The organism is Hahella sp. NS-SX17 (assembly GCF_057367735.1).
This window is the reverse complement of record NZ_CM170632.1, coordinates 4,555,905-4,579,520: the sequence shown is the minus strand read 5'-3', so window position 1 is coordinate 4,579,520 and position 23,616 is coordinate 4,555,905. Positions and strand designations below refer to the sequence as shown.

The 23,616-nt window shown below is 46.1% G+C and carries 32 protein-coding genes and 1 pseudogene; 22 read left to right on the top strand and 11 right to left on the bottom strand.

The annotated features are described in order from the left end of the window. Nucleotides 1–41: 41 nt before the first annotated feature. Entirely contained in the window at nt 42–413 is a 372-nt protein-coding gene (locus AC2IBB_RS20200; RefSeq protein WP_486328558.1) for a hypothetical protein, read from the top strand. A gap of 131 nt (nt 414–544) precedes the next feature. Next, nucleotides 545–1,303 carry an Hpt domain-containing protein gene (locus AC2IBB_RS20195; protein WP_486328557.1) on the top strand — a complete coding sequence of 253 codons (759 nt, stop codon included), beginning with the start codon at nt 545–547 and terminating at the stop codon, nt 1,301–1,303. Nucleotides 1,304–1,318: 15 nt separating this feature from the next. On the opposite strand, the gene AC2IBB_RS20190 is transcribed toward AC2IBB_RS20195, so the two are convergent. From AC2IBB_RS20190 to AC2IBB_RS20170, 5 genes are all read right to left on the bottom strand, one after another. Further along, nucleotides 1,319–1,714 (bottom strand): hypothetical protein, encoded by a 396-nt coding sequence (locus tag AC2IBB_RS20190; protein WP_486328556.1) that lies wholly within the window; start codon nt 1,712–1,714, stop codon nt 1,319–1,321. Between the two features lie 2 nt (nt 1,715–1,716). Continuing rightward, nucleotides 1,717–2,106, bottom strand: coding sequence for a hypothetical protein (locus AC2IBB_RS20185; RefSeq protein WP_486328555.1), 390 nt, complete (start codon nt 2,104–2,106; stop codon nt 1,717–1,719). Continuing rightward, the gene (locus AC2IBB_RS20180) at nt 2,103–3,266 is read right to left on the bottom strand and encodes a hypothetical protein (RefSeq protein WP_486328554.1); all 1,164 of its coding nucleotides are present in this window, start codon (nt 3,264–3,266) and stop codon (nt 2,103–2,105) included. The genes AC2IBB_RS20185 and AC2IBB_RS20180 overlap by 4 nt, the downstream gene beginning before the upstream one ends. Nucleotides 3,267–3,551: 285 nt before the next feature. Then, entirely contained in the window at nt 3,552–4,394 is an 843-nt protein-coding gene (locus AC2IBB_RS20175) for an ADP-ribosylglycohydrolase family protein (RefSeq protein ID WP_486328553.1), read from the bottom strand. 494 nt (nt 4,395–4,888) lie between these two features. After that, entirely contained in the window at nt 4,889–5,257 is a 369-nt protein-coding gene (locus AC2IBB_RS20170; protein WP_486328552.1) for a hypothetical protein, read from the bottom strand. Between the two features lie 235 nt (nt 5,258–5,492). Between AC2IBB_RS20170 and AC2IBB_RS20165 the strand changes: the two genes are divergently transcribed. The 5 genes from AC2IBB_RS20165 (at nt 5,493) to AC2IBB_RS20145 (ending at nt 8,916) form a co-directional block, all read left to right on the top strand. After that, complete coding sequence (locus tag AC2IBB_RS20165) at nt 5,493–6,284, top strand: substrate-binding periplasmic protein (RefSeq protein ID WP_486328551.1); 792 nt, start codon at nt 5,493–5,495, stop codon at nt 6,282–6,284. A gap of 130 nt (nt 6,285–6,414) precedes the next feature. After that, on the top strand, nt 6,415–7,233 hold the full coding sequence (locus AC2IBB_RS20160) for a hypothetical protein (RefSeq protein WP_486328550.1): 819 nt from the start codon (nt 6,415–6,417) through the stop codon (nt 7,231–7,233). A gap of 130 nt (nt 7,234–7,363) precedes the next feature. Continuing rightward, on the top strand, nt 7,364–7,918 hold the full coding sequence (locus AC2IBB_RS20155) for an HD domain-containing protein (RefSeq protein WP_486328549.1): 555 nt from the start codon (nt 7,364–7,366) through the stop codon (nt 7,916–7,918). Between the two features lie 44 nt (nt 7,919–7,962). Then, the gene (locus AC2IBB_RS20150) at nt 7,963–8,760 is read left to right on the top strand and encodes a BPL-N domain-containing protein (RefSeq protein ID WP_486328548.1); all 798 of its coding nucleotides are present in this window, start codon (nt 7,963–7,965) and stop codon (nt 8,758–8,760) included. Between the two features lie 15 nt (nt 8,761–8,775). Further along, complete coding sequence (locus AC2IBB_RS20145) at nt 8,776–8,916, top strand: hypothetical protein (protein ID WP_486328547.1); 141 nt, start codon at nt 8,776–8,778, stop codon at nt 8,914–8,916. Here AC2IBB_RS20145 and AC2IBB_RS20140 read toward each other — a convergent pair. Both AC2IBB_RS20140 and AC2IBB_RS20135 read right to left on the bottom strand, forming a co-directional pair. After that, nucleotides 8,913–9,500 (bottom strand): IS630 family transposase, encoded by a 588-nt coding sequence (locus tag AC2IBB_RS20140; protein WP_486333981.1) that lies wholly within the window; start codon nt 9,498–9,500, stop codon nt 8,913–8,915. The two genes, AC2IBB_RS20145 and AC2IBB_RS20140, sit on opposite strands and share 4 nt — an antisense overlap. Before the next feature lie 22 nt (nt 9,501–9,522). Continuing rightward, entirely contained in the window at nt 9,523–9,921 is a 399-nt protein-coding gene (locus AC2IBB_RS20135; protein WP_486328546.1) for a helix-turn-helix domain-containing protein, read from the bottom strand. Between the two features lie 504 nt (nt 9,922–10,425). Here AC2IBB_RS20135 and AC2IBB_RS20130 point away from each other — a divergent pair. From AC2IBB_RS20130 to AC2IBB_RS20120, 3 genes are all read left to right on the top strand, one after another. Beyond that, complete coding sequence (locus tag AC2IBB_RS20130) at nt 10,426–10,626, top strand: hypothetical protein (protein ID WP_486328545.1); 201 nt, start codon at nt 10,426–10,428, stop codon at nt 10,624–10,626. A gap of 424 nt (nt 10,627–11,050) precedes the next feature. Then, nucleotides 11,051–11,467 (top strand): hypothetical protein, encoded by a 417-nt coding sequence (locus tag AC2IBB_RS20125; protein WP_486328544.1) that lies wholly within the window; start codon nt 11,051–11,053, stop codon nt 11,465–11,467. Between the two features lie 472 nt (nt 11,468–11,939). Then, the gene (locus AC2IBB_RS20120; RefSeq protein WP_486328543.1) at nt 11,940–12,590 is read left to right on the top strand and encodes a hypothetical protein; all 651 of its coding nucleotides are present in this window, start codon (nt 11,940–11,942) and stop codon (nt 12,588–12,590) included. A 156-nt stretch (nt 12,591–12,746) separates the two neighbouring features. On the opposite strand, the gene AC2IBB_RS20115 is transcribed toward AC2IBB_RS20120, so the two are convergent. Further along, nucleotides 12,747–13,676 carry an ADP-ribosylglycohydrolase family protein gene (locus tag AC2IBB_RS20115; protein WP_486328542.1) on the bottom strand — a complete coding sequence of 310 codons (930 nt, stop codon included), beginning with the start codon at nt 13,674–13,676 and terminating at the stop codon, nt 12,747–12,749. 286 nt (nt 13,677–13,962) lie between these two features. Here AC2IBB_RS20115 and AC2IBB_RS20110 point away from each other — a divergent pair, with 286 nt between their 5' ends. The 7 genes and pseudogenes from AC2IBB_RS20110 to AC2IBB_RS20080 all read left to right on the top strand — a co-directional run bounded on the left by AC2IBB_RS20110 (nt 13,963) and on the right by AC2IBB_RS20080 (nt 18,202). Beyond that, nucleotides 13,963–14,307, top strand: a complete 345-nt coding sequence (locus tag AC2IBB_RS20110; protein WP_486328541.1) for a hypothetical protein — start codon at nt 13,963–13,965, stop codon at nt 14,305–14,307. Nucleotides 14,308–14,917: 610 nt separating this feature from the next. Further along, nucleotides 14,918–15,331, top strand: coding sequence for a hypothetical protein (locus AC2IBB_RS20105; protein ID WP_486328540.1), 414 nt, complete (start codon nt 14,918–14,920; stop codon nt 15,329–15,331). Nucleotides 15,332–15,445: 114 nt separating this feature from the next. Then, nucleotides 15,446–15,724 carry an SMI1/KNR4 family protein gene (locus tag AC2IBB_RS20100; protein WP_486328539.1) on the top strand — a complete coding sequence of 93 codons (279 nt, stop codon included), beginning with the start codon at nt 15,446–15,448 and terminating at the stop codon, nt 15,722–15,724. Between the two features lie 680 nt (nt 15,725–16,404). Then, a pseudogene (locus AC2IBB_RS20095) lies at nt 16,405–16,680 on the top strand (transposase); the annotation flags it as partial. A 51-nt stretch (nt 16,681–16,731) separates the two neighbouring features. After that, nucleotides 16,732–16,917, top strand: coding sequence for a hypothetical protein (locus AC2IBB_RS20090; RefSeq protein WP_486328538.1), 186 nt, complete (start codon nt 16,732–16,734; stop codon nt 16,915–16,917). A 333-nt stretch (nt 16,918–17,250) separates the two neighbouring features. After that, nucleotides 17,251–17,442: a hypothetical protein gene (locus AC2IBB_RS20085; RefSeq protein ID WP_486328537.1), complete on the top strand. Its 192-nt coding sequence runs from the start codon at nt 17,251–17,253 to the stop codon at nt 17,440–17,442. Between the two features lie 109 nt (nt 17,443–17,551). Continuing rightward, on the top strand, nt 17,552–18,202 hold the full coding sequence (locus AC2IBB_RS20080; protein WP_486328536.1) for a hypothetical protein: 651 nt from the start codon (nt 17,552–17,554) through the stop codon (nt 18,200–18,202). A gap of 100 nt (nt 18,203–18,302) precedes the next feature. On the opposite strand, the gene AC2IBB_RS20075 is transcribed toward AC2IBB_RS20080, so the two are convergent. Continuing rightward, on the bottom strand, nt 18,303–19,046 hold the full coding sequence (locus AC2IBB_RS20075) for a substrate-binding periplasmic protein (RefSeq protein ID WP_486328535.1): 744 nt from the start codon (nt 19,044–19,046) through the stop codon (nt 18,303–18,305). A 384-nt stretch (nt 19,047–19,430) separates the two neighbouring features. Between AC2IBB_RS20075 and AC2IBB_RS20070 the strand changes: the two genes are divergently transcribed. The 3 genes from AC2IBB_RS20070 to AC2IBB_RS20060 all read left to right on the top strand — a co-directional run bounded on the left by AC2IBB_RS20070 (nt 19,431) and on the right by AC2IBB_RS20060 (nt 21,064). Continuing rightward, nucleotides 19,431–19,745 carry a hypothetical protein gene (locus tag AC2IBB_RS20070; protein ID WP_486328534.1) on the top strand — a complete coding sequence of 105 codons (315 nt, stop codon included), beginning with the start codon at nt 19,431–19,433 and terminating at the stop codon, nt 19,743–19,745. A 107-nt stretch (nt 19,746–19,852) separates the two neighbouring features. After that, the gene (locus tag AC2IBB_RS20065; RefSeq protein WP_486328533.1) at nt 19,853–20,137 is read left to right on the top strand and encodes a hypothetical protein; all 285 of its coding nucleotides are present in this window, start codon (nt 19,853–19,855) and stop codon (nt 20,135–20,137) included. Nucleotides 20,138–20,290: 153 nt separating this feature from the next. After that, on the top strand, nt 20,291–21,064 hold the full coding sequence (locus AC2IBB_RS20060; protein WP_486328532.1) for a substrate-binding periplasmic protein: 774 nt from the start codon (nt 20,291–20,293) through the stop codon (nt 21,062–21,064). Nucleotides 21,065–21,082: 18 nt separating this feature from the next. On the opposite strand, the gene AC2IBB_RS20055 is transcribed toward AC2IBB_RS20060, so the two are convergent. Further along, the gene (locus AC2IBB_RS20055) at nt 21,083–21,436 is read right to left on the bottom strand and encodes a hypothetical protein (protein ID WP_486328531.1); all 354 of its coding nucleotides are present in this window, start codon (nt 21,434–21,436) and stop codon (nt 21,083–21,085) included. Nucleotides 21,437–21,580: 144 nt separating this feature from the next. Beyond that, complete coding sequence (locus AC2IBB_RS20050) at nt 21,581–22,552, bottom strand: helix-turn-helix domain-containing protein (RefSeq protein WP_486328530.1); 972 nt, start codon at nt 22,550–22,552, stop codon at nt 21,581–21,583. Nucleotides 22,553–22,681: 129 nt separating this feature from the next. Between AC2IBB_RS20050 and AC2IBB_RS20045 the strand changes: the two genes are divergently transcribed. Then, nucleotides 22,682–23,086: a rhodanese-like domain-containing protein gene (locus AC2IBB_RS20045; protein WP_486328529.1), complete on the top strand. Its 405-nt coding sequence runs from the start codon at nt 22,682–22,684 to the stop codon at nt 23,084–23,086. Next, a complete protein-coding gene (locus AC2IBB_RS20040; RefSeq protein WP_486328528.1) occupies nt 23,079–23,570 on the top strand; it encodes a GNAT family N-acetyltransferase in 492 nt (163 codons plus the stop codon). Before AC2IBB_RS20045 ends, AC2IBB_RS20040 begins: the two co-directional genes overlap by 8 nt. Nucleotides 23,571–23,616 lie beyond the last annotated feature (46 nt).

The following is a 23,616-nucleotide window of genomic DNA, read 5'->3' as shown; positions in this document are numbered from 1 at the left end:
CCACTTTTGTATAGACGCCCTGAAAGATGAAGCAGGTTCTTATGCACCCTGAAGATGAAAAACTGTGCCGGACGATCTTTTTTATCAAGCATGAGACCAGGGGACGTGAGTCGGTAGTGGCTCGAATCAACGCCGAACGGATATTGCGTGCCGGATTGGCCAACGCGGACTTGGAAGTTGCAACTGAACAACACGAGTTGATGGGTTCAATCAGCTCGCCAAAGAGTTTCCTGGCGCTTTGGGGGCTACTGGAAGAAGCCGCCCCTCAAATGGATGTACTGAATCATGCGGGTCTTATCGCGCTAAAAGAAGGCTTGGAACGGTTTGATCGGTCGGGGGCTTCAGGTATCGCCAGTAGTTGGAGAGGGGCGTTGCAAACGCTGATGTGCAGCGTTCCTCCTGAGCGAACATAAAGACATTGTTCGGCGCTCTATTCTGATATCGCAAACTTTACAATTGCCCTGCGCTGAAAGTGCTAGGATTAATAGCATTAAGTTAAAATTAGCGCTGGCGAACGCTATTTAAAGCAACGGTTTGGATGGCAATGGATACCGAAACCTTCGCAGCTATTCTGGCGAATATGCGGGAACGTTTCCTGCAAGAGCTGGATGAGCGTTGCAACAAGCTTGAAGAGTTGATTCTGACTCTTGAAAGAGATGGCGCGAACAAGGAAGTATTCAATGAATTGTATCGCGGCATCCATAATGTCAAAGGGGCAGGGGGGACGCATGGCCTCAATGTGGTGACCACTATTTGTCACCAATTGGAGAGCTTTCTTGCCGAGCTGGGCGCCAACGCCGCCCTGGACGCCAGCTCCGCCAACAATGCACTGTCTTATCTTGATCTTCTGCGACGGGTCAGCGTCGTTCACCGCAGCGAGCTGATGCAGCAGTCGGACATAGAAACTGAGCTGGAGCGGTTGAATCACCGGGTGCTGGAAAAACGCAAGTCCGGCTTGCTGGCGGAGTCTTCGCAAACGCTGGCCAGTTACTACCAGCAGGCGTTGGAGCCGCTTCCGGTGCGTCTGGTGTGGGAGCAGAACGGCTTAAGCGCACTGGGCCGTCTGCTGCGGGAACATTTCGATTTCATTATCGCCGGCGGCGAACTCAAAGAACTTAACAGCCTTGCCGTCGTCGCCGCTCTACGCGCATCGCAAACCCGCAACCACAATATCCCCGCTATACTCATCACCAGTCGCCAGGGCCTCAAAGCGGAAGAAACCCAATTCGACGCCATCCTCTCCAAAAATAAAGAACTGCCGGAGACATTATTGGCGGCGGTGCGGAAGGCGCTGTCGTTGTGATTTTTCGAACTGCAATTAGCCGTTTGGGCAGTTTAGCAGCGTAACCGAGATGGGCTGGCGCTCATTCAACGCCTTGGCGTCTGTTTTAAACCGCTCTTTTCCGAACACCGTTTCAGACTCGCCACATTGAGCCCTTACAGTAAACTCCCCCTGACTAAATCCTAAGTAGGACGCTTCTGTAATCTGGTAACTAATGCGACCGCCAGCCTCCACTGATACCCGAGGGAACTTGAATCTGTAAGGGCTATCCGGCGTACTTCGAATTTCCAGAATGGTCAGCGGCATGGCTGATGGGTTGCTTATTTCAATCGTTTCAGAAAGCGGAATATCAATATTTGGCCGTTGGTAATTGCAGCATCCTGAAAGAAGTGTAATGAATATTATCGGTAGGGCTATTCTTTTTATGCTCATATCTACTTGAATGACTCGCAATTATCTATTGTTATCAATACATGCGCTTTCTTAGACGATGCTTCGACTCTAAAGCGATCCCCTGGCGCCTCATCATTGTCGAACTCGCCACAAGACCCGCTAATGAAAAAGTACTGATCCGAAATAGCCTCATAACCTCGCCTGGTGATATTGATGGTATCCATTTCTTCATCTGGACGTAAGGATTGCCCAGGTATGGAAAAGCCTGCTACTTCGGTGTCGAAGTTATATAGAAGTCTTATGTTAACTTTGTGATCAGTCTTATTTTTTACGACTAAGTCTGCGGGAACAAAGCTGTCGTGCTGAAATTGGCCATCAAAACAGCATCCGCTGAGAACTATGAGTGGAGCAGTTATAATAAACTTTTTCATTTAAAAGACACCCTTGATATCCATAGTAATGACTTCACATCAGCTTCTCCTGCACGTGTTTGGGGGGTGAAATCACCAGCATTGCCTTCATTGTAGTATTTCATTAAATCGACTTCGGCATTTTCAGGGTATAAAAGCCCGCCTTTGTCAATAGGTTTGGGGCTCTGAGTAAGCAGGGTTGAGCTACCTTTATGGCTGTATGAATACATTGATGTTCCATAGGAACTTAATATTTCATGCCCGATTTCATGAGCGGCGGAATACATGAACTTACTATCTGATAGATCTTTGTCTGCAAAATGCCATATTCCACTTACACGCACCCAACCTGTGTTGTAAACTATCTTTTCAGAAAGCGCGTTCCCAAAAAAAGATATTACACTCCTTACTTTTCCTGGGTTGCGTGATCTGATAAATGGACCATTTGCATTGTACTCTAAATAAATGTCATCCATTGCACTTTTTTCACTTTGTATTGGTTTTGTCAGTATTTCAAAGTAGCTGCATTGGTTTTTTGTGGTTAGGTTAATTCCTCGTGACCAGCTCTTTTTTACAGCGTTAAACACCATCTGCTTTAAATCATTAAACCCTATATGTCTAATGTGTCTGGCGGTCATATAATCAGGCATATGATGATTGCGATACTTTTGAGTCTGAAATATCTCTTCTGGCGGAGGTTTACCTACCCCCCTTGCACCACCATCCTTTAAATTTAACCGAAGCTCAACATATGCCCGTCTAATATTTCTGTCAATTTTCACGTCTACCCAGTCTTCCTGAGCTGGCTCTCCTTTTAGGAGGATAGTGCTGAGTTTAGTTGCTGAATCTTTTTTTGCCGTGACTGTAACGCGTAGATGACTGCTCTTGAGAGTCTTTGTATCAAGAATGCCTGCTTGGTTATATCCATCCCAGTCCCAAGTGTGAGTGCCTACCTGGCGCATGTTCGGCAGGAGTTCACTTTGAAATACTGGAAAATCACCATCAGAGATATTAATAAAAAGCTTGTCAACAGACTGATTCTTTACTCGTATTTCAAAGGTAATAAAGTCTTTGTTTTTTGTGGTATTTGACTTGAGTTCCTGGAAATCAGGGATGCATAGAGGGGTTAATATGGTATCGGGAGATGTTTTGAGTAGTTTTACCTCAACATCAAAATCCATTCTGCTCATCTTCTTCCAAACCTTGATTGCACACTAACAAAAAATTCATGTTACAAAACTTAACAAATAGGAAGAATAGGGCGTAGAGACTAGCCTCTATTGGGTAAATAGGAGCGAAGGGAGTTTAGAATTGAAGGCGGAAGCTGAGTAAGGGGCCGTTGGCTTGGCCCTTTATCTGCAAGCTATGGGAATTGAGAGAGCCAAAGGGGGCGATGAACTTGTGCGAAGGCCACATAATTACTCGTCAGGCATGCGCGTGAAGAGCTGCTCAGGCGTAAACAACTTTTACTTCACTAGCGCCATGAGCTTTTTATCCAGCGTTGTGATGTAATCATAGCCGTATGCGCTTTTTTCCAAATTGTCGTAAAGCGATTGTGCAAGGTTTTTGTCTACTTCTTTCGAGCATACGGCTGCAGCCAGGGCGATAGTGGCGACGGTATCCGTATCTCCGGTGTAAGCGATGCATTTAAGTAGAATGGACTTGAGGTCGTTTTCCGCTATGACCGCCGTGATGGCGGCGCGAGTGGAATCCACGCCCAAGGCGCCGACTTTACCTTTCCAGGGGACATTCCAGTCGCCGGGGACTTTGGAGGCGATGTATTCGCCAAGGTCCTGTTTCGGGCCGAGGTCGTAAATGAAATAGTGCGTCATCAAAGCGGCGGCGAGGGCGGCGTTTACGCCGAGCGGGGTGTTATGGGTGACCTTCGCCTGTAGTGCGCAGTATTCGATGACTTGCTTCTCATCCGCCAGGACGCCGATGGGACTGGCGCGCATAGCGGCTCCACTTTTCTCGCTGTCGGGTTTGATGCGCTCCAGGAACTCCTCCGCCGTCTCTACGCTACAAAGAAAATCATAGAAGCCTTTGGCGTAACCCTCTCTCTGGTCACGCTTGAAAGCGTTAAGAAAGTAGCCGGCGAGAATAGTCTCGTTCCAGTGCTGTTCGGCGATCAGGGCCTCCGCCACGGCGATCGCCATTTGAGCGTCGTCGGTGTACTGGCCCGGCAGAATAGTGGTGTGTCGCTGGTGTTGGATGTACTGCTCGCCGAAGTTGTTCTCGCGCACAATCTTGTTGGAAGCGTATTCGAAACCAGCGCCGTAAGCGTCGCCGATAGCGAGTTCTAATAACATGTTGAATCCTTCTGCGTATACAAAAAACCTGACCGGTCGCTGTAACGATGAATCCGATCGGCTTTGGCGGCGCATCCGCCATTTCTGCGGTATTCACGCTGCTGTTAACCGGCCGTTAACCCGTTTCCCGATAGGATGTCGCCATTGTCGTATCAATCATATCGGGGTCGACGAAATTGTCCGTAGTACTTCAATTCAAACGATACATTATACCTGCTTTGCTGCCGCCGTTGTCCGCTTGCAGTCTGGCGCCGGGCCAGCAGGCGGGAGAGCTGAAAGTTATGTATGCCTGTGGGCATACATATGTCCCTTCTTTATTGAGAGGTCTTAGGGTGTTAGAAAGAGAAAAAAACTTCCCTCACACCTCCCAATTTACTCAAAGCATTAGAAAACTTGTCTAACTTAACTCGGGTGGCAAGAACGACGGTAAATGTCGTCAGACTGCTGGGGCGCTTCCATTCTGTAGAGGTTTAAACTACGACAGGCGAATTGCGTCAGCCCTGGGGGATATCATCTAATGCCTTCAGGTATGCGTTATTTTTGAGGTAAAGAATATCGCCGTCCCAAACGCTGTACTGCGTTTTATCAGCGGGATCGAAGGCCATTTCCCCAACTAGCTCCATACGACCTGAGTACCAGATAGAATAATCATGCTCGTAGTAAATTGTTCCCGTGTAAACGCGGTCGTTGGAATTGCTGTCCTCTTTAACGGTAACGAAAACGCCGCCATCCGCTCCTCCTACCCATACGCTGCCGTTGGGGCCTTCTGTAAGCGGCTCGGGCTCTGTTACGGCTTCTATCTCGCAACCTGTCAGCGCTAGCAAAAGTATAAATAATATATATTTCATGTCGTTGTGCACCATGTTTTATCTGCAGATCGGCCAGAGTGTGATTTCCGGCGATCATTCAGGCCCTGATCCTACTTATAACGTCAGGATATGCAACGCTCTTCTTTGAGCTTCCTCTGATCACCGGGCAAGAAGATCCGGTCTGCACGCCAGCTGAACTATACTTAAGGCGTTCATAAAAAACTGATCGTTGACGCTGTGATTGCTGCATGGTCGTCTCCATTCGTCATATACGCCTGGAGGTTGTCGAATGACGTCCGCTTCATTGCGTTGTAATGGCGCATTATTGCTACTTGTTTGGAATGCTTTGATTTCCGCGGCTTTCGCTGCGAACCCAGTTGGAACTGAGGTAACCGGACAAGACAGGATCGAGATTCGGGTCGCCATTGACGCCTGGCCGCCGTTTCGTATTCTAGACGACGAAGAAGGCTACAGGGGGATCGACTTTGATCTGTGGGCCCGTCTGGCTGACAGGTTGAAGCTTGCTATCGATTATGTGCGCTGCCCGTGGGTGCGCTGTTTGAAAATGATGGAGGATGGGAGCGTTGACGCAATGAGCGGATTGGCGTTAAGGCCGGAGAGAGCTCTGTATATGGACTATTTGCAGCCGCCCTATTATAGCTGCTCAACGGTGTTCTACGTCCGAAAGGGACGGGGAGGGAGTATTCGGAACTATGAGGACCTCTATCAGACTGATGTTGGAATGGTCACTGGCTCAGCTTACTTTAATGCCTTCGATGATGATGCGGGTATCAATAAAGTCGGTGTCAGCACAGAAAAGCAGTTGGTGGAAATGCTCGGGCGTTTACGTTTAACCGCAATTATCGGGACTGACTGTCAGGCGGATTATGAGATCGCTCAGTCACCCTATAAAGGGCAATTCGAGAAAGCGGAGTATCGTCCTGGCAATAGCGTTGACTTGTATTTCGCCATATCAAAAAAATCCCCCTTTCGCGATAAAAGAGATGTATTTTCTCAGGCTCTGGTGGATCTTTTGCAAGCAGGGGCCATCGAAGAAATCCGTCACCAATATTTACATTGAACTATCCATGAGTTGCTCGGTCTAACAGAGTTGGCCGTAAACTCTGGCGTTAGCGAGGCGTTTCAGTTGGCGCCCAAAAACAGTCCTCAGACTTATCGACCGTCCATAAATACCTCATTAGGGAATCACAATGGATAGCTATCCGTTCTTATTTTTTGGTCATGGCGTTGGTAACTTATCCAGTGACTTTGACGCACATATTCTTTTTGCGGAACGACCGGATGAGAAAGCCATGGCGGACGTACAAGGAAAGCTTCAAGGCTATGGAGAGATTCGCTGGAGCGGCAATAGTGCGTCTTTCTGTTTGTCTGATCGCCAGATTAAGGGGGCTATGAAGTATGACCCTGCCTTCGACGATAACCCACAGATACTCAATGATCCTGAGATCTACAAGACTTTTAACTTGGCCCAGGACAAATTAAGTGAGCCGCAGCGGCGGCTGGCGTATTTTTATTATGACTTCCAGTGTACTGTGCGAGATATTCACCAGTCTCTTCCTGTCGCTTTATGTCTCATTCGACAGGGTCCCAAGGTAAAGCTGACGCCCTGGCATACTTGGAGCGAGGCGCAATTACCTCAGGCGCTTGATGTGTTGTCGCGCTACTTTCATCGTGAAGACGTACGAAGCGAGCGCTTTAAAGATTACACAGGCATTTCATACTTCGACGCCAACTCTGTCATTCTTTGCCACTTAATTGAAACGGTAGTAAGGAAAAAGGCGGATGTTAAGAAGCTCTCACCCGAAAATTTGTCCAAGCTAATAAATGTTATAAAGTCGGCCGTTGGCTACTCGGACAACTCTGATAACTTTTTGCTTAGCGCGGCTCTCTATTTAGGGGGAGTGGAAATGGAAGAAATTGTTATCGACTACCCTGAAGAAGCCTTGGCTGCGCTGGAAGAAATTAACGAGGATATGCCCTTGGATGAGCGATTTGCTGAAGAGTTGTAAACTCAATATGGCCCTCGCCGGAATAGAAAGAGAGATAGGCAGGTAAGCTGAGTTTGTTCAGGTATTGAGCGGAAGGCGGTGGATGTCGCATCATAACTCGGCTGTACACCTGTGAAATGAGGTTTTATCCATGCTTGTCGAAAGGGCGAAACTATTCGCCAGCGCCGCTCATGCCGCTATCGGCCAACGGAGACGTTACACCGATGAACCCTATATCGTGCATCCTACTGAAGTGGCAGGAATGGTTGCGTCGGTAACCGACGACGAAGAAATGATCGCCGCGGCCTATCTGCATGATGTCGTTGAAGACACCCAGGTCACTCAAGCACTGATTCTGGAACTCTTTGGCCCCTCCGTTGCGAAACTGGTGGAGGAGCTGACTGACGTCAGTCAGCCGCAAGACGGCAATCGTCAGGCGCGCAAGGAAATAGACCGACAACACCTAGCCAATGCCTCCCCACGAGCGAAAACCATCAAACTGGCGGACTTGATCAGCAACTCAACCAATATCATTCAGCATGACCGCTGGTTCGCCAAGGTCTATATGCAGGAGAAAAAACTCCTGTTGGAAGTGCTTGGCGAAGGGGATTCAAGCCTGTATCAAAGAGCTCATACCATTGTCAGTGAGTATTATGCTGAACGGGAAGCTCGCCGGTTGTTAAGACGCGGCGAGCAAGATGTTTAAATCAGCGGCCGGATGATTCCGGCTATTTTGGCGCTTCTTTTTGTATGAATAAATTTAGCTTAACGGCGCTAAGCGGCGTCATTCTGATCGTTGGCGCGACGCCGTATGTGTCGGCTGTGGAGTCGGTCTCTGATATGCAGACGAGTCCCGTCAGGGAAGCGGAATATGCGTTGATATATAACGGACCTGTATCAGATGCTGAAAGCTCTGAGGCCATCGCGGACGTCGCCGTCCAGGCGGGCCTGACAGTGAGATATATCGCCGACCTGAAAGCGCTGCCGGACATGCTGAGTGGGGCGAAAGTTTTCATCATCGGCGGTACGGAAGACGACGTTGAGCCCTTGGTTGACGCCTTTACGCCGGATCTCTCCGCTTCATTAAAGGCTTACCTGAACAATGGCGGGCGTTACCTGGGTATTTGTGGCGGCGCCTACGTCGCGTCAGTGGGGTGGGCTGAAGAAAATCGGTTTGTGGATGCGTTAGGCATCGCTCCGGCGGAATCCGATAATTACGACAGTGACTTCGCTCCGAAAATCTACCCTGTTACTTGGTCTGGGGAAGAGCGTCAGATGTATTATCAGGCTGGCCCTGCATTCAAACTGACGCAAAGCAAGGAGCAAGTTCGCAACATCGCCTACTTTGAAAACCAACAAATCGCCGCACTCATAAGCTCCTACGGGAAAGGCAAAGTAGCGGTATCCGGCCCGCACCCGGAAGCCCCCGAATCATGGAAAGAAAATGCTTTGGACGGCGCCGAGATGGAATCCAATCTGGACCTGGCTATCAAACTAATGCAGGAGTTGTTATCCGACCGGCCTGTTGGTGGCTCTGGTGGTGTTTGAGGACTGTCAGAGCAAATGTCTTACTCACAGTTTTTATTGCTATTCGAAGAAGCCATATCTGACTACCCCTACAACGCCGGGCTGGTGGAGCAGTTCAAGTGCGTTGGCTTTGGCGATAAGATCTATGCATTTATAAATGCGGAGTTAAGTATCTAAATAAAATTAATCTTATACTCCTGCCCAAACTTTGACAGGACCTCGGTGACTGACTCCTTCAGTCTCTCGAACGTCTCATGCGAACCTAGCGGCAGCCAGTTGTACTTCACCTTTCGCCACAAGATCTCTATCAGGTTTAGCTCCGGTGAATATTTCGGCAAATAGATCGGCCAGATGCCTTTATCCGCCCAATCCAACCTATGTCGGCGAAACTCCGCAGAGCGATGCATGGAGGCGTTGTCCAGAAGCACCACGGCAGGCTTAAGCGGATCTTTACTCTCCGCCAGCTTATTAAAAAGCGCTACGACTTTGGCGGAATCCACCCGCTCCTCTATGGCATGGAATATCAGCTTCTGGCGGCGACTCATAAACCCCAGAACGTTCAGTCTCTTACTGTGAGGATAGGATTTCATTTGCGTCGGCTTCCCCACAGGGCTCCAGCCATAAGGTAAGTTGGAACGCTGACTGAAGCCTGATTCATCAAAGTAGTAAAGCTCGATTTCGCCCGCATCCTCCCAGGATTGAAGATCTTTCACAAAGCCCTGAAATTGTCGGAAGGCGTCTTCATCCCGAAGCGCGCGCAGCGAAAAGCGGAATCGCTTGAAGCTATACTTTGATTTTTTTTAAGTTCCGTTTAACGGTCTCCAGACTAGCGCTTTTTCCAGTTTCTTTCTCCAGACGTATCTGGACGTCTCGTAGTTGTTGGGGCTGCTCGTCAATCCACTTACAAACCCTTTCTTGTTCCTGCTCCGTGTAAATGGGCGGCCTTCCCGGGGAGGCGTCGCTAATGAGGCCACATATTCCCATGCTTTCCCACTGCTCAATCCAGATCGAAATGGTGTTGCGGTGGAAGTCGATAATGTCGGCAATTTTATCGATTTTATACCCCTTATTGCTGAGCAATATGGCGTGACAGCGAATACGGAAGCGGGAATTCGGGCTGTAACGGAATCCATCAGTTAGTGTTTTGATTTCGGCAGGCTTAAGATGATTGACGTACTTCACGGTGCAAAATATGATCAGTTCGGGTGGTCGTAAGTAGCCTATTTTATTAGAAAATTTTTATTTTGCTACTTAGCCAAACAAGCCAATAACTTAGATCCTGTCAGACTTAGCGTGTTGTTGCGGGCGATGTATGCCAAGCCTTCCTCCAATTACGTCGAGCCCTTGATCAGCTTTCTTAACTATTGCTTTGACTTGAATGATGATGATTTATTCAGTGTTATTGCAGAGGGTGAGTTTTCTTTCTGCATATTAGGCGTGATCAGGGGCGCCCGAGCTCTGGAGGTCCTGGAACGCTTTAAGCGTGAACCTGTCTCATGGGATGAAGGGAATATAGCCAGAGCTGCAAACTACGCAATCCAAGCGATCCAGCGTTAGGCTTAAGAGGAGCCGGCTTTACTTACAAAAAAGTCTATGAAATGGAAAAATTGATACATAATTAACAGCGCCGGATTATTATCAATAAATATGGCGGGACTGAAACGATGGGAGTGGAAATGTAATTCTATGACAAAGAGATATATTCCTAAAGTCACAACCGAAGAGTGCGATGAAGCAGATGCGGCCTTTGAAGAATATAGAGAAAAAGGTAAGACTGGAAAGAAATGCCTGACATGTGGTGGAAATTATATTTTTTACATAAAAGGTAATTCGTATCAAATTACATGTGATGGCTGTGGTTTTTCTATGACAGTAAGAGGGGTTTAAAGAGAGACATAAAAGCGACGCTAATAGTTTGATAACTAAATTCCTGGCGCTGAGTTGCAAAAAATTGAGCGAGACTATAGAACTGAAATTTTTCTTTTTTAAATAATCATCTAAAAATAGACGTGTTAAATGGACAGTTTTCAATAGTTGCTGAGTGTAAGAAATGGAAACTGTTTTCTCCAATAGAGGTTAATGGCATCTGTGAAGGTGAAATTAATCTGGATTTATTAGTGGTTAGCCTGCTGTTGGCATGGTTTAGATATGAATACAAATCTCATTATCAAATGTATTGATGTGTTTTTCGTTAAACCTTTCCCTTTGGTGTTATTGTAATGCGCTCTCTATATTTAATGGGTATTTATAGTATATGGTGGTTTTATAAATGAATGATGTGAAGTCAAATTGCGACTAGAATGAGGCTGATATGAGAAGTGTGTTTGTTATATGTGATAGACCATTGTCTTATGGTGAGTTTGAGAAGTATTTTGTATACCCTGGTAGTGAGGTGTATGTCAATGATAATATTTTTTGTGCGAATATTAAAAATGATAGTGGGTCAGTGACTGACTACTTCGAAATAGAAGTTTTTACTGAGGATGAGGCTATCGAGGAATGGGAGACCAGCTACTCAAGCTACAAAGCTCTCTTTGAAACGGATCGTTTTTTACATCACACTGTGTATGAGGTTAGGTATACCCGTTACCATCCTGGCACGAACCGAATCCTTTTGGCGCTTTTTGAAGGAATAAAGAATAAAGGGGAGCCATGGATAATTAGTGATGCTAGAAATATTAGAATAACTATTCCTTACGCTAATAATTTTGAAGAGTACGATTTATAAACTGGAAAGCGTTTTACATGCTTTAGAACGATGTTTGTCAATTCTGTTTTTAATTATAATAAATATTTTTTATATTAGGGGGTGGAAACTCTAATTTTATGGCGTCTGTCAGAGCGGAGAGTGTCACCGGGCAATCAGATACTTGGTCTAAATGTTGGGAGTGTAAGCTCGCTCTATATGGATTTTAGTGGCGCCTGTGGTGTAGAGATTTCCACTACTGAGAGTGATCCAAGGTTTACCGCTCAGGCACAAGCTGTGCCAAATAATAGTGTATATTAACTTTCTTGATGGGTGTTGGTAAGTAATAATCTGCGAATATCTATTGATGGTTTTGAATCTAGAAATTTGATTGTTTAATATGCGGAAAAACAATAAATTTAAGTCTATATTGGACACAGATACTGAATTATTAAAGGAGTACTCTAGATTGCTTGCAAAGAAATTGATGGCTTTATCCTGAGGCATTTGATTAATGAGTGCAAATATGACGTTTGTTTTTAAAGTTTCAGAGAGACGCGAGAGTAGTTATTTTTTGTTTAAAAGTTATATGGATGATTTGGGTATAGAATACGGTGGAAGTTGCTCTGAATATGTTAAAGGTGGTGATATTCTAGCTGGAGAGCCGGATGAAACAATCACGGAAGACGATTTTGACTTTGAAGAGATGGTTGATTTTTTTATCAGTGGTGAAAGGCAATTGATATCTGCATGGCAAGCAAGTAACTTTGAGTTTGAACTAGGAAGTGTAGAGTACGGTGGTGAGCTATATTTTATTTTCCTAATGTCAGATAGATTTTTTTCTAGTCTAAGTTTTTATCTGGAGGAAAGAGGTGAGTCTGGCGTCCTTTTTCTTTTTAGAGTGTTTGAGATATTTCATGGTGTTTCTGGATATTTTATTACGGATGGTTTGTTTGTTGACCATTTGCTGCTTATTTCATCTGGAAAAAATGTCCAACCATACAGTAGTAAGCATACTCCTAGGTTAGCATTTAATGATTTTGGAAATGAGATTTTGTATAGAGAAGAGGTTGCCGTCGGAGGAGTAAAGGTATCTTTAAACGGCTTTTATGGAGACCTTAGGAGTAATAGTTTAGAAGCTGAGTTTGCTGGCGCTATGAGCTAGTTTTATAATTGCTAAGAGCGCTCCATAGATATTTAATACATGATAGAATGTGTTGGGTTTGGTGTCTATTCGAGTTCGTGAATATATAAATAGAATTGATGTGAAAAAATAATTCTATTTTCTATTTTTTTACTTCGGGGAAAGACCTGCCTTTAACTATTGGTCTATGTTAATAAACGGTAATAGAGACTCCCGCTTCTCGATCCACTGATGAGGAATTTCATTTAAGTGGTTTAGTGAAACAATGCTGCCTGTTATAGCGCAAGTCGTATCTCTGTCTCCTAAAGCCGATAAAGTTTCCCAGATTGCATCACTGTAGGAGTTAAGATGGTGCGCGCTAAACCAAAGAGAAATGGGAACCGTATCAAAGGAGCATAGCTCGATACCATTACCTAACTGTTTAACCACAGAACTAAGCCTAGTGTTTGGTGATAGCTGTAATCCTCTGCAAATTCTTGACTTTGTTTCGCCATCTGGGGTGTGGCTGATTATAGTTTTCAAGAAGTCAGTAGAATTAAGTGCTTCTGGCGATGAATGCCTAGTGCAATATGCGGCTGCTATGGCGACGGCAATTGCTCCCGCTTGGGCGTCATCGTGAGAATGTGTAACCTCGGCCGATGCCTTGGCTTCTCTTGCCGCTCGATCAAAATCATCGTAAAAGTAAGCGCCAATTGGGCCCGCGCGCATTGCCGCGCCATTCCCCTTCGAGCCCATTCCACTAAATGCATTTGCTGCAGAAACTGACCAGTGAAGGCCATTATCGATATCCCTGAGTATTTTATGAGCGGTTCCGCCATAGCCTCGGTCGGGTTGCTCTTTATATCTATATACGAATCGCTCCGCTAAAAAATCCTGGTTTATGTATCCAAACTTACAGAGGGTCTCAACTACGCTGATCGCCATGATTGTATCATCTGTAAAGTACCAGACAGGAGGAGGGGGTTTGCGTGCAGCTATTTCTGCTAGTGCAGTATCATCGTCAACAAAAAAGCATTGGCCAAGCGCATCACCTACAGATAGCCCTTCTAGAGACCGATAAGCGTTACGTATTCTAATTTTGTGGTCGGAGGGCAGCATCTGTTGCATTGTCTCTTGATATGAATTCCTGTAAAAAACTAAGCCATGGCAGACCATTGACGGCATATCGAGCCCTTTTGATGAGCTGATTGCACAAATGAAAACCTCAGATCAATACTGAAAACAGCCTGTTGGACATTGTTTCTAATCGCCTATTATAGCTGGGCGAGTACTAAATGATAGACCCTAAGTAAAATGACGCTATAGCATGATGCATCATTTTTTTCCTCTAGAATCAAGAGAAAGTGTCGACGACTGGTTAGATCCGATGTATATAATGTATAGGGGCTTTAAAATGATTTGGAAAATTGACGATATTGACGAAGCTAATGAATATAAGTTGGAGCTTTGCCAGTCCCCAGAAGGGCTCCGCTACTTCAATCTTGTCTTGTATGCAGAGAGGGAGCTAACTAAAACGGATGGTTACTGCTTTACGACTAAAGTTAACAATGAGCTATTGTTACAACGTGACTTAAAAAGAATTAGTGAGCAAGTACTGCTTGAAGATGGCCGTAAGTTTTACGTTGATCCTCACAATACTTGGTTTGTGGAGAGTGAAGCAGTTGAGTGGAATCAGGGGATTAATTTTGTTGACGTAAATTGGGTTACTGGAAAGCCTCCACTATTGGCGTCTCAATAGTGGAGGCTAAATTCAAGAATAATATAGCGAAGGTTCTGAAGCCTTGGTTTATGTCAGCAGGATTTTCTCAGATTGGAAGAATAAAATAATGGTTTTGGTTCGATAAGGTGCTAAAGAAGATAGCCCCAGGCAAAGCGCACTGCGGGGTGAATAATTAACCATTTTTCCGTGAGAGGTGAAAGTGGCGCTCAATATCTCAAATTCGCTACTTTACTCGCTATGCCATGGTTTCCGGGGATTCTCTGCTGCAGAGTATTTCCTTAAAATCGTACTATTAGCATTTTCCTGCCACTTTAATAAAACTTCAAGCAAGAAACGAAGTGCGATTCCCCTGGTTCAGGGGGGAGACGTGTATTATGAAAACAGGATGCAGAATGAGATTGATGAAGTGCTTTATTTGTGGCTCTCCAGTACTTGAGTTACAAGGTGAGTTTCGTAAATTTGATAGCTTATACCTAAAGCAGGGAGACGATGAAGCTAGTGAGAGTAAGGCATTTGGATGGTGCCACAATTTATGCTTGACTCATTCAAAATGGGGGCGGTTCTGGGCCGAAAGACTCATTGAACATTACTCCTGTAGGGAGACCTCTTTGAGTCAGTTGAAAGCAGAATGCTCGGTTTTTTAGATGCTAGCCGTGGAGAGATAACGATTATTAGAAAAGATGGTCTGACTCTTTATACAACTATTGACAATGTCAGAAAGTCCCTTAACTACCATTCAGGTGTGCTATGCCCCGTCATAGAGAAAATGAACTTGGTGTTCAGTGGCAATGAAGTAGTCAATGCAATGAAGAATGAGCTGGAAACAAAAGGAAAAGTTCCATTGGATGCGGTTGTGGGCGCATATAATTTGTCTGATAGGATTTTATTTCCTGATGTGGTCGCTAAAGGGGAGATAACTTTTGTGAAGAAGCTAAGGTCAGAATGGGGAGCTAATTCAATTTATGTTATGGCTAACTACTATCAGTTGATACCTCAGGAAGCTATAAATACTTTGCGTGAATCGAAAGTAATTAACAGATAAATGTGTTGTTATTTATAAATGTATGGCGTTGTTTTAATTCTCTATGCAATAGAGCAAGCTCATAAATAAATAAAGAGATTGAACTTCCTCTGTGTGGCTAGGAAGTAGTGCCCAGTGAAATATTCTGAATTGACAGACATATTACCTTCGCCTGCTAGTAGACATGATGTTTTCTGGGATGAGGTGGAAAGTAAACTGAATATGACTTTGCCTGATGAGTACAAGCAGTTTGTAACTGAGTACGGACCCGGGTGGATCGATGATTTCTTTCTGATTTTAACGCCTTGCTCTCCGAAGGAAGATTATAATTTGATTACAGGTGGAGGAATGCTTTTGCATAGCTATAAAATGGCTAAACTAAGCACTTTAAGAATGAAGAATATGACGGTATAGATGGAATTTTTCCCTGGGCGATAACTACGCTAGGTGGAGTGTTTTATTGGAATTTTAATAATAGAAAAATAACAGAGGTTGTTGTCTACGGACCTAGAGGATGGGATTACTTTTCTATAGAGCTTACATTCCTAGACTTTCTAGTCGGCGCTTTAAAGGGAGATATTGATTGTTATGATTTCCCTTATGAGTTCCCATCTGATCATGTGACGTTCGAGGTGGATGAATAAGGCTATGCTTGAGCCTCCTAATTGTATTCTTGGGCTTTCGATGTGGGCATCTGACCATTCCTCAAAATTAGTCGAAATTGTGAGAGAGTCCGGCCGCTTCCATAAAATTTCAGTTATACCTTAGGCCCCATGCCGCTGATAGCTTTTTTTGGAAATGAGTATCAACATGACAGGTGATATAAAGCTTGTAAAAGAGCTGCTTATTAAGAACTTTACTGCACTGCCTTATTTTTCCGAGTTGGGTTATGTTGTCGAAAAGTGCGAAAAAGTAATTTCGAGAGCATCATGCTCAAATGCAGTGTTGCTTGTCGCATCTTCGAAAGAATTAGATAGATCCCTTAGATTTGTTTTGATTCCGGACAAGAGCTGCTCGGGCGTCATGACTGTTGAGGTGGAATACCCTAGGGCGTGTTGACGTTTCGTCATAGGTGATAGATAGGCGCAAACTCGTCAGAGGCGATTGTCGGAGACAAAGGCTACGACAGTGAACGAGTGCGGGCACAGATCGAAAGGAAGGGGGCCAGGGCCGTGATACCGAGAAAGCGAAACTCTGTCAAAGGTAATGACGATATGGATTGGGGTTTATACAAGTATCGCCATTTGGTGGAAAATGCCTTCGCCCGACTCAAACAGTACCGGGCCATCGCGACGAGATATGACAAGTTGAAGAGAAACTATGAAAGTATGGTAGCCATGGCTTGTGGGTATTTATGGCTGCCGATGTGAAACGTCAACAGGCCCTAACATAACCAATCTTTTTTTCTTCAACATTGGATTATGGGTCATAAAAAGGAAGGTCTGGGGCATGAATTTAAGCTTAGTTACTATTCTTTAGATTTTGAAAAATCGGTTGAGGATTTCTTCTGCTTTTTTAAGGAATTAGTTGATGACCCTGAGCTTAAGGCAATAATTTCCGGGAAAAAGTGGAGAAATATTGGATTCAAATGGGGCGATGTACGATAAATTTTGAGAGTGTATTTTGCATTGTGTGGGGCCATCCTCAAATTTTACATAGATAAACACTCCATTGTGGGGGAATGCTTTCATCTTTCCGAGATTGTGGCAAAGTTGTAATTTTCTACGGTGGAGGGTATGAAAGGAGATATGCTTATTTATATAAGATATTATATGGTTTTATGAGCAATGCTGGAAAGTAAAAATGTTGCGCATATAACAGTGAGGGTGCAGTGATAGTTACAAGGATAGTTATTAAGTAGAAAATTTATATTTTTCTACTTAGTTGTCAAGGCGGGAGAAGGCGTTCATCTCTCTAATCCAAAGGATCCGAGACGATCTTTGTCAACTGATATTGATATTGAGACGCTTACGGAGCTTATAGAGATGAAAGCGGGTGGGAACGGATCAGGGGAAAGACAGATTGCTGCTATATTGGAAAAGGCGAGACTAGACAATAAACTTCCTGTGTTTGCAGTTAATGGTAATACGCATAAAGATTTATACCAGATGAAAAAAATCTCGATAGGGTGAAGTCTATGTTTGAGAGGAATACAGGAGTTAAGTTGCCTGACTATGAAATACGTGTCTTAGATCACTTGCCAAAAAATATCGAGGACTTTATGCGGAGACTGTTAGACTAATGGGATCAAATGTGAATTTTTCCTTTAAAGTTTCGGAAAGAAACAGAAATGGTTATTTTTTGTTTAAAGATTATATGGATAAATTAGGCATAGAATATGCTGGAAGCTGCACTGAGTATATCAAAGGTGGAGGGATTTTGGCTGGAGAACCTGAAGGAGCGTTTATGGAAGACGATTTTGACTTTCCAGAACTGGTTGATTTTTTTTCCAGTGGCAATAGGCAGCTTATATCCGCGTGGCAAAAAGATGAGTATGAATTTGAACTTGGAAGTGTAGAGTATGGTGACGAGCTATATTTTATCTTTCTTATTTCAGATAGATACTTTTCGAGCCTTGGTTGGTGTTTGGAGGAGAAAGGAGAGTCTTATGTTATGTTTTTTTTTAAAATGTTTGAAATTTTCTGTGGTACTTCTGGATATTTGCTAACAGATGCGACATTTATTGATTTTTTGAGGCTTTTTTCATCTGGAAAAGATGTCCAGCCATATAGTAGGAAGCTTATTCCTCGATTAGCTTTTAATGATGTTGGAAATGAAATTCTGTATGCAGAAGAGGTTACTGTCGGAGGAGTAAAAGTATCTTTAAACGGCTTTTATGGAGACCTTAGGAGTAATAGTTTAGAAGCTGAGTTTGCTGGCGCTAAAAAATAATTTGACCTGACATTGTGACTAAGTATGGCTGACCTTGTGATGGAAAATCAGCTTCACTTGAATCTGTAATGGGGGGCTTAGGCTTTGATCATGTCTCCACCTAATCAGAATAAGCACTCAAATACTTGTCATAGCTCCCGTCAGACATCATCTCTTTCAACGCAGCGTCGAATTTGTCCCGTAAGCCGGCGAGGTCTTTCTTTTTTGAGAAGGCGATGTAGCTGGGGACGCTTTGGATGGAGGGGGTGAGTTCTTTGAACTGACCGGCGAAGCCGAGGTTTTTGAACATCGCCAGGGCGGTGTATTTGTTGCTGATGAGTAGGTCGATGCGTCCGGATTCGAGTTTTTTAACGCTTTGCTCCAGGTTGGTGGTTTCGGAGATTTGTTTGAACATGCCATTTTTACGGGCTTCATCGAAGGTGCTGCCGTAGCTGATGTCGCGCACCACGCCGATTTTTACGTTGGCGAGGGCGGTCAGGTCGCCATTGAAGTTGACGTTGCTGTCTTTTTTGGCGAACAGGACGATTTCCTGGGGCATTAATATGACGTTGGAGTAATACAGAAACTCTTCGCGTTCGGGAGTTTTATACGCGGTGAAAATGGCGTCGGCCTGTCCGCTTCTCACCATCTCCAATGAGCGGGGCCAGGCGTTCAGGCGGATGTTGGTGTCCATGCCCACACGGCGAAAGGCTTCATTCACAATATCCACAACCAGACCTTGAACCTCATCTTCTTCCTGATACTGGTAAGGAGGGTATTGCAGGGTGACGAGTTCTACCGTCTCTGCTTTAGCTAAGCCTGACATCATGACAAGGCCGATTAACGCCGTATAAAGTATTTTCATAGCCGGTCCATCTTGAAAAGTAGCGAGTTGATCTCTTTGCTGTAAGTATAGAAATAGATAGCTCAAGGCGACGGGATTATCCAATGACGGTTTAAATTCTGTGCTGGGGCGGTTAATTTTTTCGATATTGCCTTTTATTTGATCTGTTTTGGGGCGTGGGATATCCACACAACCTGTGGATATCTCTTTGGAAAACGCTGGCCTCCCTTTATTCCGTAGGGCTTCCGGGAATTTTTACAATTTATGATCAGTGTTATTTTTATACAGGCTCGCCACGTCTGACGCTTGTTATTGGGTTGTTGGGAAGGAATTGCTAAAGACACAACCGTATTTGTGTCAGACGATCATTTTTGGCCTTCAATGGTGCTTTAAAGGGGAGAAAGCATGCTCGATTTGTATAACCCTGAGTTTTTAACCGCACTGCCGTTACTTATTGTGCTGCTGGTGACTCCCGCTTCTTTGGCGAAATATAAAGAGCCTGCGCCATTGGTCTCGCGTCGGTTGTCGCTATTTTATAATCTGCTGGGAGCCGTTGGCGTAGCGATATATTTTGTGAGTGAGTTTATAGAGCCGTTTCAGGCGCCTTTTGCGCATATGGACGCGACCTCGTTCTTTGCCGGGCTATGGCTGATATCATATGCGCGAGTGGGACGACGCATGAGAGTCGTCAGCCTTGACGATGTTTTGGAGGAACGTTAGCGGGACGAGACAAACCCCCTTATCGCGTCGCCAGCAACCTATTTGCCCATGTATCAGAACCTTGCCTTCATGACTTTGAAATACGTTTCCACAGAGGAGAAAGAGAAATGACGCTGAAAGAAAAAGCGACCCAGCATATCCTGGAGATCTATCGCGATAACTATGATGACGACAAGTCTGACGAGGAGATTCTGGCTTTTGACCCGAATGAGTATGAAGTGGACCCGGAAAACTTTTATGAAGACGTGTTGTACTCTTTTTTCGGTATGGGAGCAGATGTTGATATTCAAAGTGGTACGGTTCAGGAGTTGATCGACCAGGTGGCCGCGAAGTGGGACGGTTCCGACATTGATCGAGACTGGATGGAAAACGCCATGCCGGACGATTTCTAGCGTCCACCTAACAACTGGCCGCCCGTCGATCCTAGGTCTGGTTGACTATTTTTTCGGTTAAGCGGCAGCCTTGTCCTTATGTTCATTGCCGCCTCTTCACCGACCGTCTAAGCTTAACTTACAGACCAATGCTTCTCTGCGTGAAGGAGTCTTATGGCGGTATTCCTAAGGTGGTTCAGGGGATTGGCGGTTATAGCCCTGCTGTCGTTCGCAATGGGAGCGGTGGCGAAACCGCTTATCGTGGTAGGGACGCCTGAACTGCGTTATCGAATGGAGCTAAATGGCGTATACACGGGCATCGATATTGAAATCGTCAGAGCCATTCTCAATGACCTGTCGATTGAGCATGAATTCCAACTGATAGAGTCCGGCGCCCGCATTATTCGTGAGGCCTACCAGGGCCGGGTTGATCTGGTGATGAGCTTTTCTTTCAAAGAAGAGCGCGCCGAGTATTTGAACTACCCTCAGGTGGCCTACAAAGACCTGAGCTGGCATTTCTTTGTCCTCAAGGACAACCAGCCCTATATTACTTTCGATACGCTGGAGGACCTTAAAAACCTGCGTATCGGCGCCGTGAACGAGTGGGCTTATACGCCAGAGTTCTGGAGTTCCGACTTGAACATCGTCAAGGTGAGTCGGCATACGCTGCTGGTGGAGATGCTGCTGAACCGACGCATAGAAGCCGCGCCGATGAACACTCAGGAGGCGCTTTACGATTTGCGCCAGAGAGGCCTGGATAAACACATTACCTACCTGCCCAAACCCCTCGTCAGCCGGCCTTACTACAACGTATTCGTGAAGGCCTCCGTGCATCCGGATATGGCGAAACTGCAGGCCGGTTATGATCAGTCGCTCAAGAAACTGGAGGAAACAGGCTTTGTGGCGGAGATCTTCAAGCGTTTTCTTGGACAGTTTCCTCTGGAGTGACGTCGACGCGGGCGCAGCTTAGCCTTCAGCGCCGTCGTCGTTAGGCTCACTGATATTGAAGTGTTTGTAGTAATAAGTGGCCCACCTTCTAAACAAGCTGTCTTCAGGGTAGTCATTTGAAACCATCTGTTGTTCGATAAATTGCTGCATCGCGGAGATGTCGGCATTGTTCAAGGCAATACGATACCAGCGATGCAGCTCCACGGCTTTCTTGGCGATGGACATCTGATTATGCCGCCCGGCGGTTTCAATAATTTTTCCTGATGTAATGTAAAGAGAAGCGCTAAGCCGGGAGCGCTCTTCAGAAAGGTTAAATGCGGTGAACTTCTCCGTGTTGGCGACCGTGACTTTGTTGATGAAGTTTTTTATCAAAGCGAAGGTTCCCCATTGAGAACGTCAAAATTTCTATGTTGATCCGCGTGCGAACAGGAACGGGGCATCCAAATAGAATAAGGCGAATAACGGCTTGAACGTATTCGTAGGGGTACCGAAAAAGTTTGTCAGGTCTAGGTAATATTACGGAAAGCGCTCATCGATCCGGCTTGCATTGATCAAGGGATTAAAGTTTTTCCTGTGCAACGTGGGCGTGATGCCGAACTCTTTGCGGAAGTGGTGGCGCATGGTGGTGGCGTTGTCAAAGCCGGAGAGGGCGGCGACTTTTTCAATGCTGCAGTTCTGATTTTCCAGAATTTCTTTGGCCAGATTCAGGCGCTGGTGCGTCAGCCACTCCTTCGGCGTGATATTAAAGTCCGCCCGGAATTTACGGTCGAAAGTGCGCCGGGACATGCTGGCTTTTTGAGCGAACAGGTTGATATCGATAGACTTGTCCAGGTTTTGCAGCGCCCAATCAATGGCGTTGTGGAACTGACTGCTGTTTTCCGGCACAGGCGTCTCCGCGAACTGGGCCTGACCGCCTTTGCGGTGGGCGGACAGCACCATGCCCCGCGCCATACGGTTGGCGACCTTGTAGCCGTAATCGTCCCGGATCACCTCCAGACAGAGATCAATGGCGGCGGAACTGCCCGCAGAGCAACCTATCTGGCCGTCGTACACATACAGCACATCATCCACGTAATCGACGCCGGGATAGCGGCTTTTGAATTTGTCGCCGTAGCGCCAGTGGGTGGTCGCCTGACGTTCTTCGAGCAATCCGAGTTCCGCCAGCAGAAAGGCCCCGGAGCACAGAGACAGCACCCGTTTGCCCTGTTCGTAAAAGCGCTTGACGGCGATGGCGATGGGCGCAGGTATATCGGTGAGCTGGGTGGGCCAACTGGGGATGACCAGGGTGCTGAATGCATCGAGATTATCTACCTGACGGGCGCAGATCTGAAATCCCGAAGTGGTGGTCAGCGGTCCGGGAGTGAACGCGACCAGGTCGCATTGGTACCAGTCTTCGATGCCCGGACGGGGCAGGGCGAACAGCTCTACAGCACAACCCAGCTCAAAAAACGCCACGTCTTCGAACGCCAGAATGGCCACGTTATGCATCCGCTATCTCCTGTTCATTTCTTCAATAGAGCTGCTGGCTTGATATTAACGAACAATGTCTTTCAAGCCAATGGCGGATTGATCTTGAAAGACAAATAATGATCACGCATTAACCCAAAGGAGAACGCTATGTCATCTGTTGTATCCAGAATTCCCGCTGCTGACAGCCAAGCCGCATTGGCGCATTTTCAGGCGCTATTACAGTTTGAAACCGATTGCTGGGACGTTCACCACGCCATCAGCAACAAGCGCCAGGATTTTATTCTGTTGGATGTGAGAGGCGATGAAGCCTATCGCAAAGGCCACATTGCCGGCTCCATCAGTCTGCCGTACACGCGCCTGAACGAGCAGAACCTGGCTGAATATCCCTCCGACACTCTATTTGTTGTTTACTGCGCCGGTCCTCACTGTAATGCGACGGAAAAAGCGGCGATCAAGCTGGCGAGCCTGCAGCGTCCGGTCAAAAAAATGATCGGTGGCGTAACGGGGTGGATTGATGAGGGCTTCACATTGGAGGCGGATGCGGATGCCTAGCGACAATCCCTGCGTCATCCGGCCGGCGCGCCTGGAGGACGGGCCGCGCCTGTTAAGCATGATGCGCCAGTTGGCTGAGTTTGAAGGCTACGCCGGGGATTTCGCCGTCACCTTGGAGGAACTGGAGCGACGCTTGTTCGTCAAGCGCGATTTCGGCGTTTATGTAGCGGAATCGGACGCCCAGGCGGTGGGCATGCTGGTGTACTACTACCTGCCGTTCACCTATGACCTGACGCCTTGGATTTATGTCAAGGAGCTGTATATCGAGCAGCCATATCGCTACCTGGGTCTGGGTGGAAAGTTAATGGCGGCGTTGGCGCGGGAGTGTCTGCGTGAAGGGGGCCGTAAAATTCGCTGGGATGTCCTGGCCACAAACGAGCCGGCGGCGATGTTCTATCGCTCCCAAGGGGCGGAGTGTGAGGATAACTGGCGAATATTCAGCCTCAATGCGTCGGATATTTCCAAGCTTGCCGGTTACGCATGAAGATAGAAAGGCGCTTTTCTTCGCCCTGGCTCGTCCGGGGCTCCTT

Coding starts and splice junctions, on each gene's coding strand:
- AC2IBB_RS20200 (WP_486328558.1), top strand. CDS start 42: ATGCACCCTGAAGATGAAAAACTGTGCCGGACGATCTTTTTTATCAAG.
- AC2IBB_RS20195 (WP_486328557.1), top strand. CDS start 545: ATGGATACCGAAACCTTCGCAGCTATTCTGGCGAATATGCGGGAACGT.
- AC2IBB_RS20190 (WP_486328556.1), bottom strand. CDS start 1,714: ATGAGCATAAAAAGAATAGCCCTACCGATAATATTCATTACACTTCTT.
- AC2IBB_RS20185 (WP_486328555.1), bottom strand. CDS start 2,106: ATGAAAAAGTTTATTATAACTGCTCCACTCATAGTTCTCAGCGGATGC.
- AC2IBB_RS20180 (WP_486328554.1), bottom strand. CDS start 3,266: ATGGATTTTGATGTTGAGGTAAAACTACTCAAAACATCTCCCGATACC.
- AC2IBB_RS20175 (WP_486328553.1), bottom strand. CDS start 4,394: ATGTTATTAGAACTCGCTATCGGCGACGCTTACGGCGCTGGTTTCGAA.
- AC2IBB_RS20170 (WP_486328552.1), bottom strand. CDS start 5,257: ATGGTGCACAACGACATGAAATATATATTATTTATACTTTTGCTAGCG.
- AC2IBB_RS20165 (WP_486328551.1), top strand. CDS start 5,493: ATGACGTCCGCTTCATTGCGTTGTAATGGCGCATTATTGCTACTTGTT.
- AC2IBB_RS20160 (WP_486328550.1), top strand. CDS start 6,415: ATGGATAGCTATCCGTTCTTATTTTTTGGTCATGGCGTTGGTAACTTA.
- AC2IBB_RS20155 (WP_486328549.1), top strand. CDS start 7,364: ATGCTTGTCGAAAGGGCGAAACTATTCGCCAGCGCCGCTCATGCCGCT.
- AC2IBB_RS20150 (WP_486328548.1), top strand. CDS start 7,963: ATGAATAAATTTAGCTTAACGGCGCTAAGCGGCGTCATTCTGATCGTT.
- AC2IBB_RS20145 (WP_486328547.1), top strand. CDS start 8,776: ATGTCTTACTCACAGTTTTTATTGCTATTCGAAGAAGCCATATCTGAC.
- AC2IBB_RS20130 (WP_486328545.1), top strand. CDS start 10,426: ATGACAAAGAGATATATTCCTAAAGTCACAACCGAAGAGTGCGATGAA.
- AC2IBB_RS20125 (WP_486328544.1), top strand. CDS start 11,051: ATGAGAAGTGTGTTTGTTATATGTGATAGACCATTGTCTTATGGTGAG.
- AC2IBB_RS20120 (WP_486328543.1), top strand. CDS start 11,940: ATGAGTGCAAATATGACGTTTGTTTTTAAAGTTTCAGAGAGACGCGAG.
- AC2IBB_RS20115 (WP_486328542.1), bottom strand. CDS start 13,676: ATGCAACAGATGCTGCCCTCCGACCACAAAATTAGAATACGTAACGCT.
- AC2IBB_RS20110 (WP_486328541.1), top strand. CDS start 13,963: ATGATTTGGAAAATTGACGATATTGACGAAGCTAATGAATATAAGTTG.
- AC2IBB_RS20105 (WP_486328540.1), top strand. CDS start 14,918: ATGCTCGGTTTTTTAGATGCTAGCCGTGGAGAGATAACGATTATTAGA.
- AC2IBB_RS20090 (WP_486328538.1), top strand. CDS start 16,732: ATGGGTCATAAAAAGGAAGGTCTGGGGCATGAATTTAAGCTTAGTTAC.
- AC2IBB_RS20080 (WP_486328536.1), top strand. CDS start 17,552: ATGGGATCAAATGTGAATTTTTCCTTTAAAGTTTCGGAAAGAAACAGA.
- AC2IBB_RS20075 (WP_486328535.1), bottom strand. CDS start 19,046: ATGAAAATACTTTATACGGCGTTAATCGGCCTTGTCATGATGTCAGGC.
- AC2IBB_RS20070 (WP_486328534.1), top strand. CDS start 19,431: ATGCTCGATTTGTATAACCCTGAGTTTTTAACCGCACTGCCGTTACTT.
- AC2IBB_RS20065 (WP_486328533.1), top strand. CDS start 19,853: ATGACGCTGAAAGAAAAAGCGACCCAGCATATCCTGGAGATCTATCGC.
- AC2IBB_RS20060 (WP_486328532.1), top strand. CDS start 20,291: ATGGCGGTATTCCTAAGGTGGTTCAGGGGATTGGCGGTTATAGCCCTG.
- AC2IBB_RS20050 (WP_486328530.1), bottom strand. CDS start 22,552: ATGCATAACGTGGCCATTCTGGCGTTCGAAGACGTGGCGTTTTTTGAG.
- AC2IBB_RS20045 (WP_486328529.1), top strand. CDS start 22,682: ATGTCATCTGTTGTATCCAGAATTCCCGCTGCTGACAGCCAAGCCGCA.
- AC2IBB_RS20040 (WP_486328528.1), top strand. CDS start 23,079: ATGCCTAGCGACAATCCCTGCGTCATCCGGCCGGCGCGCCTGGAGGAC.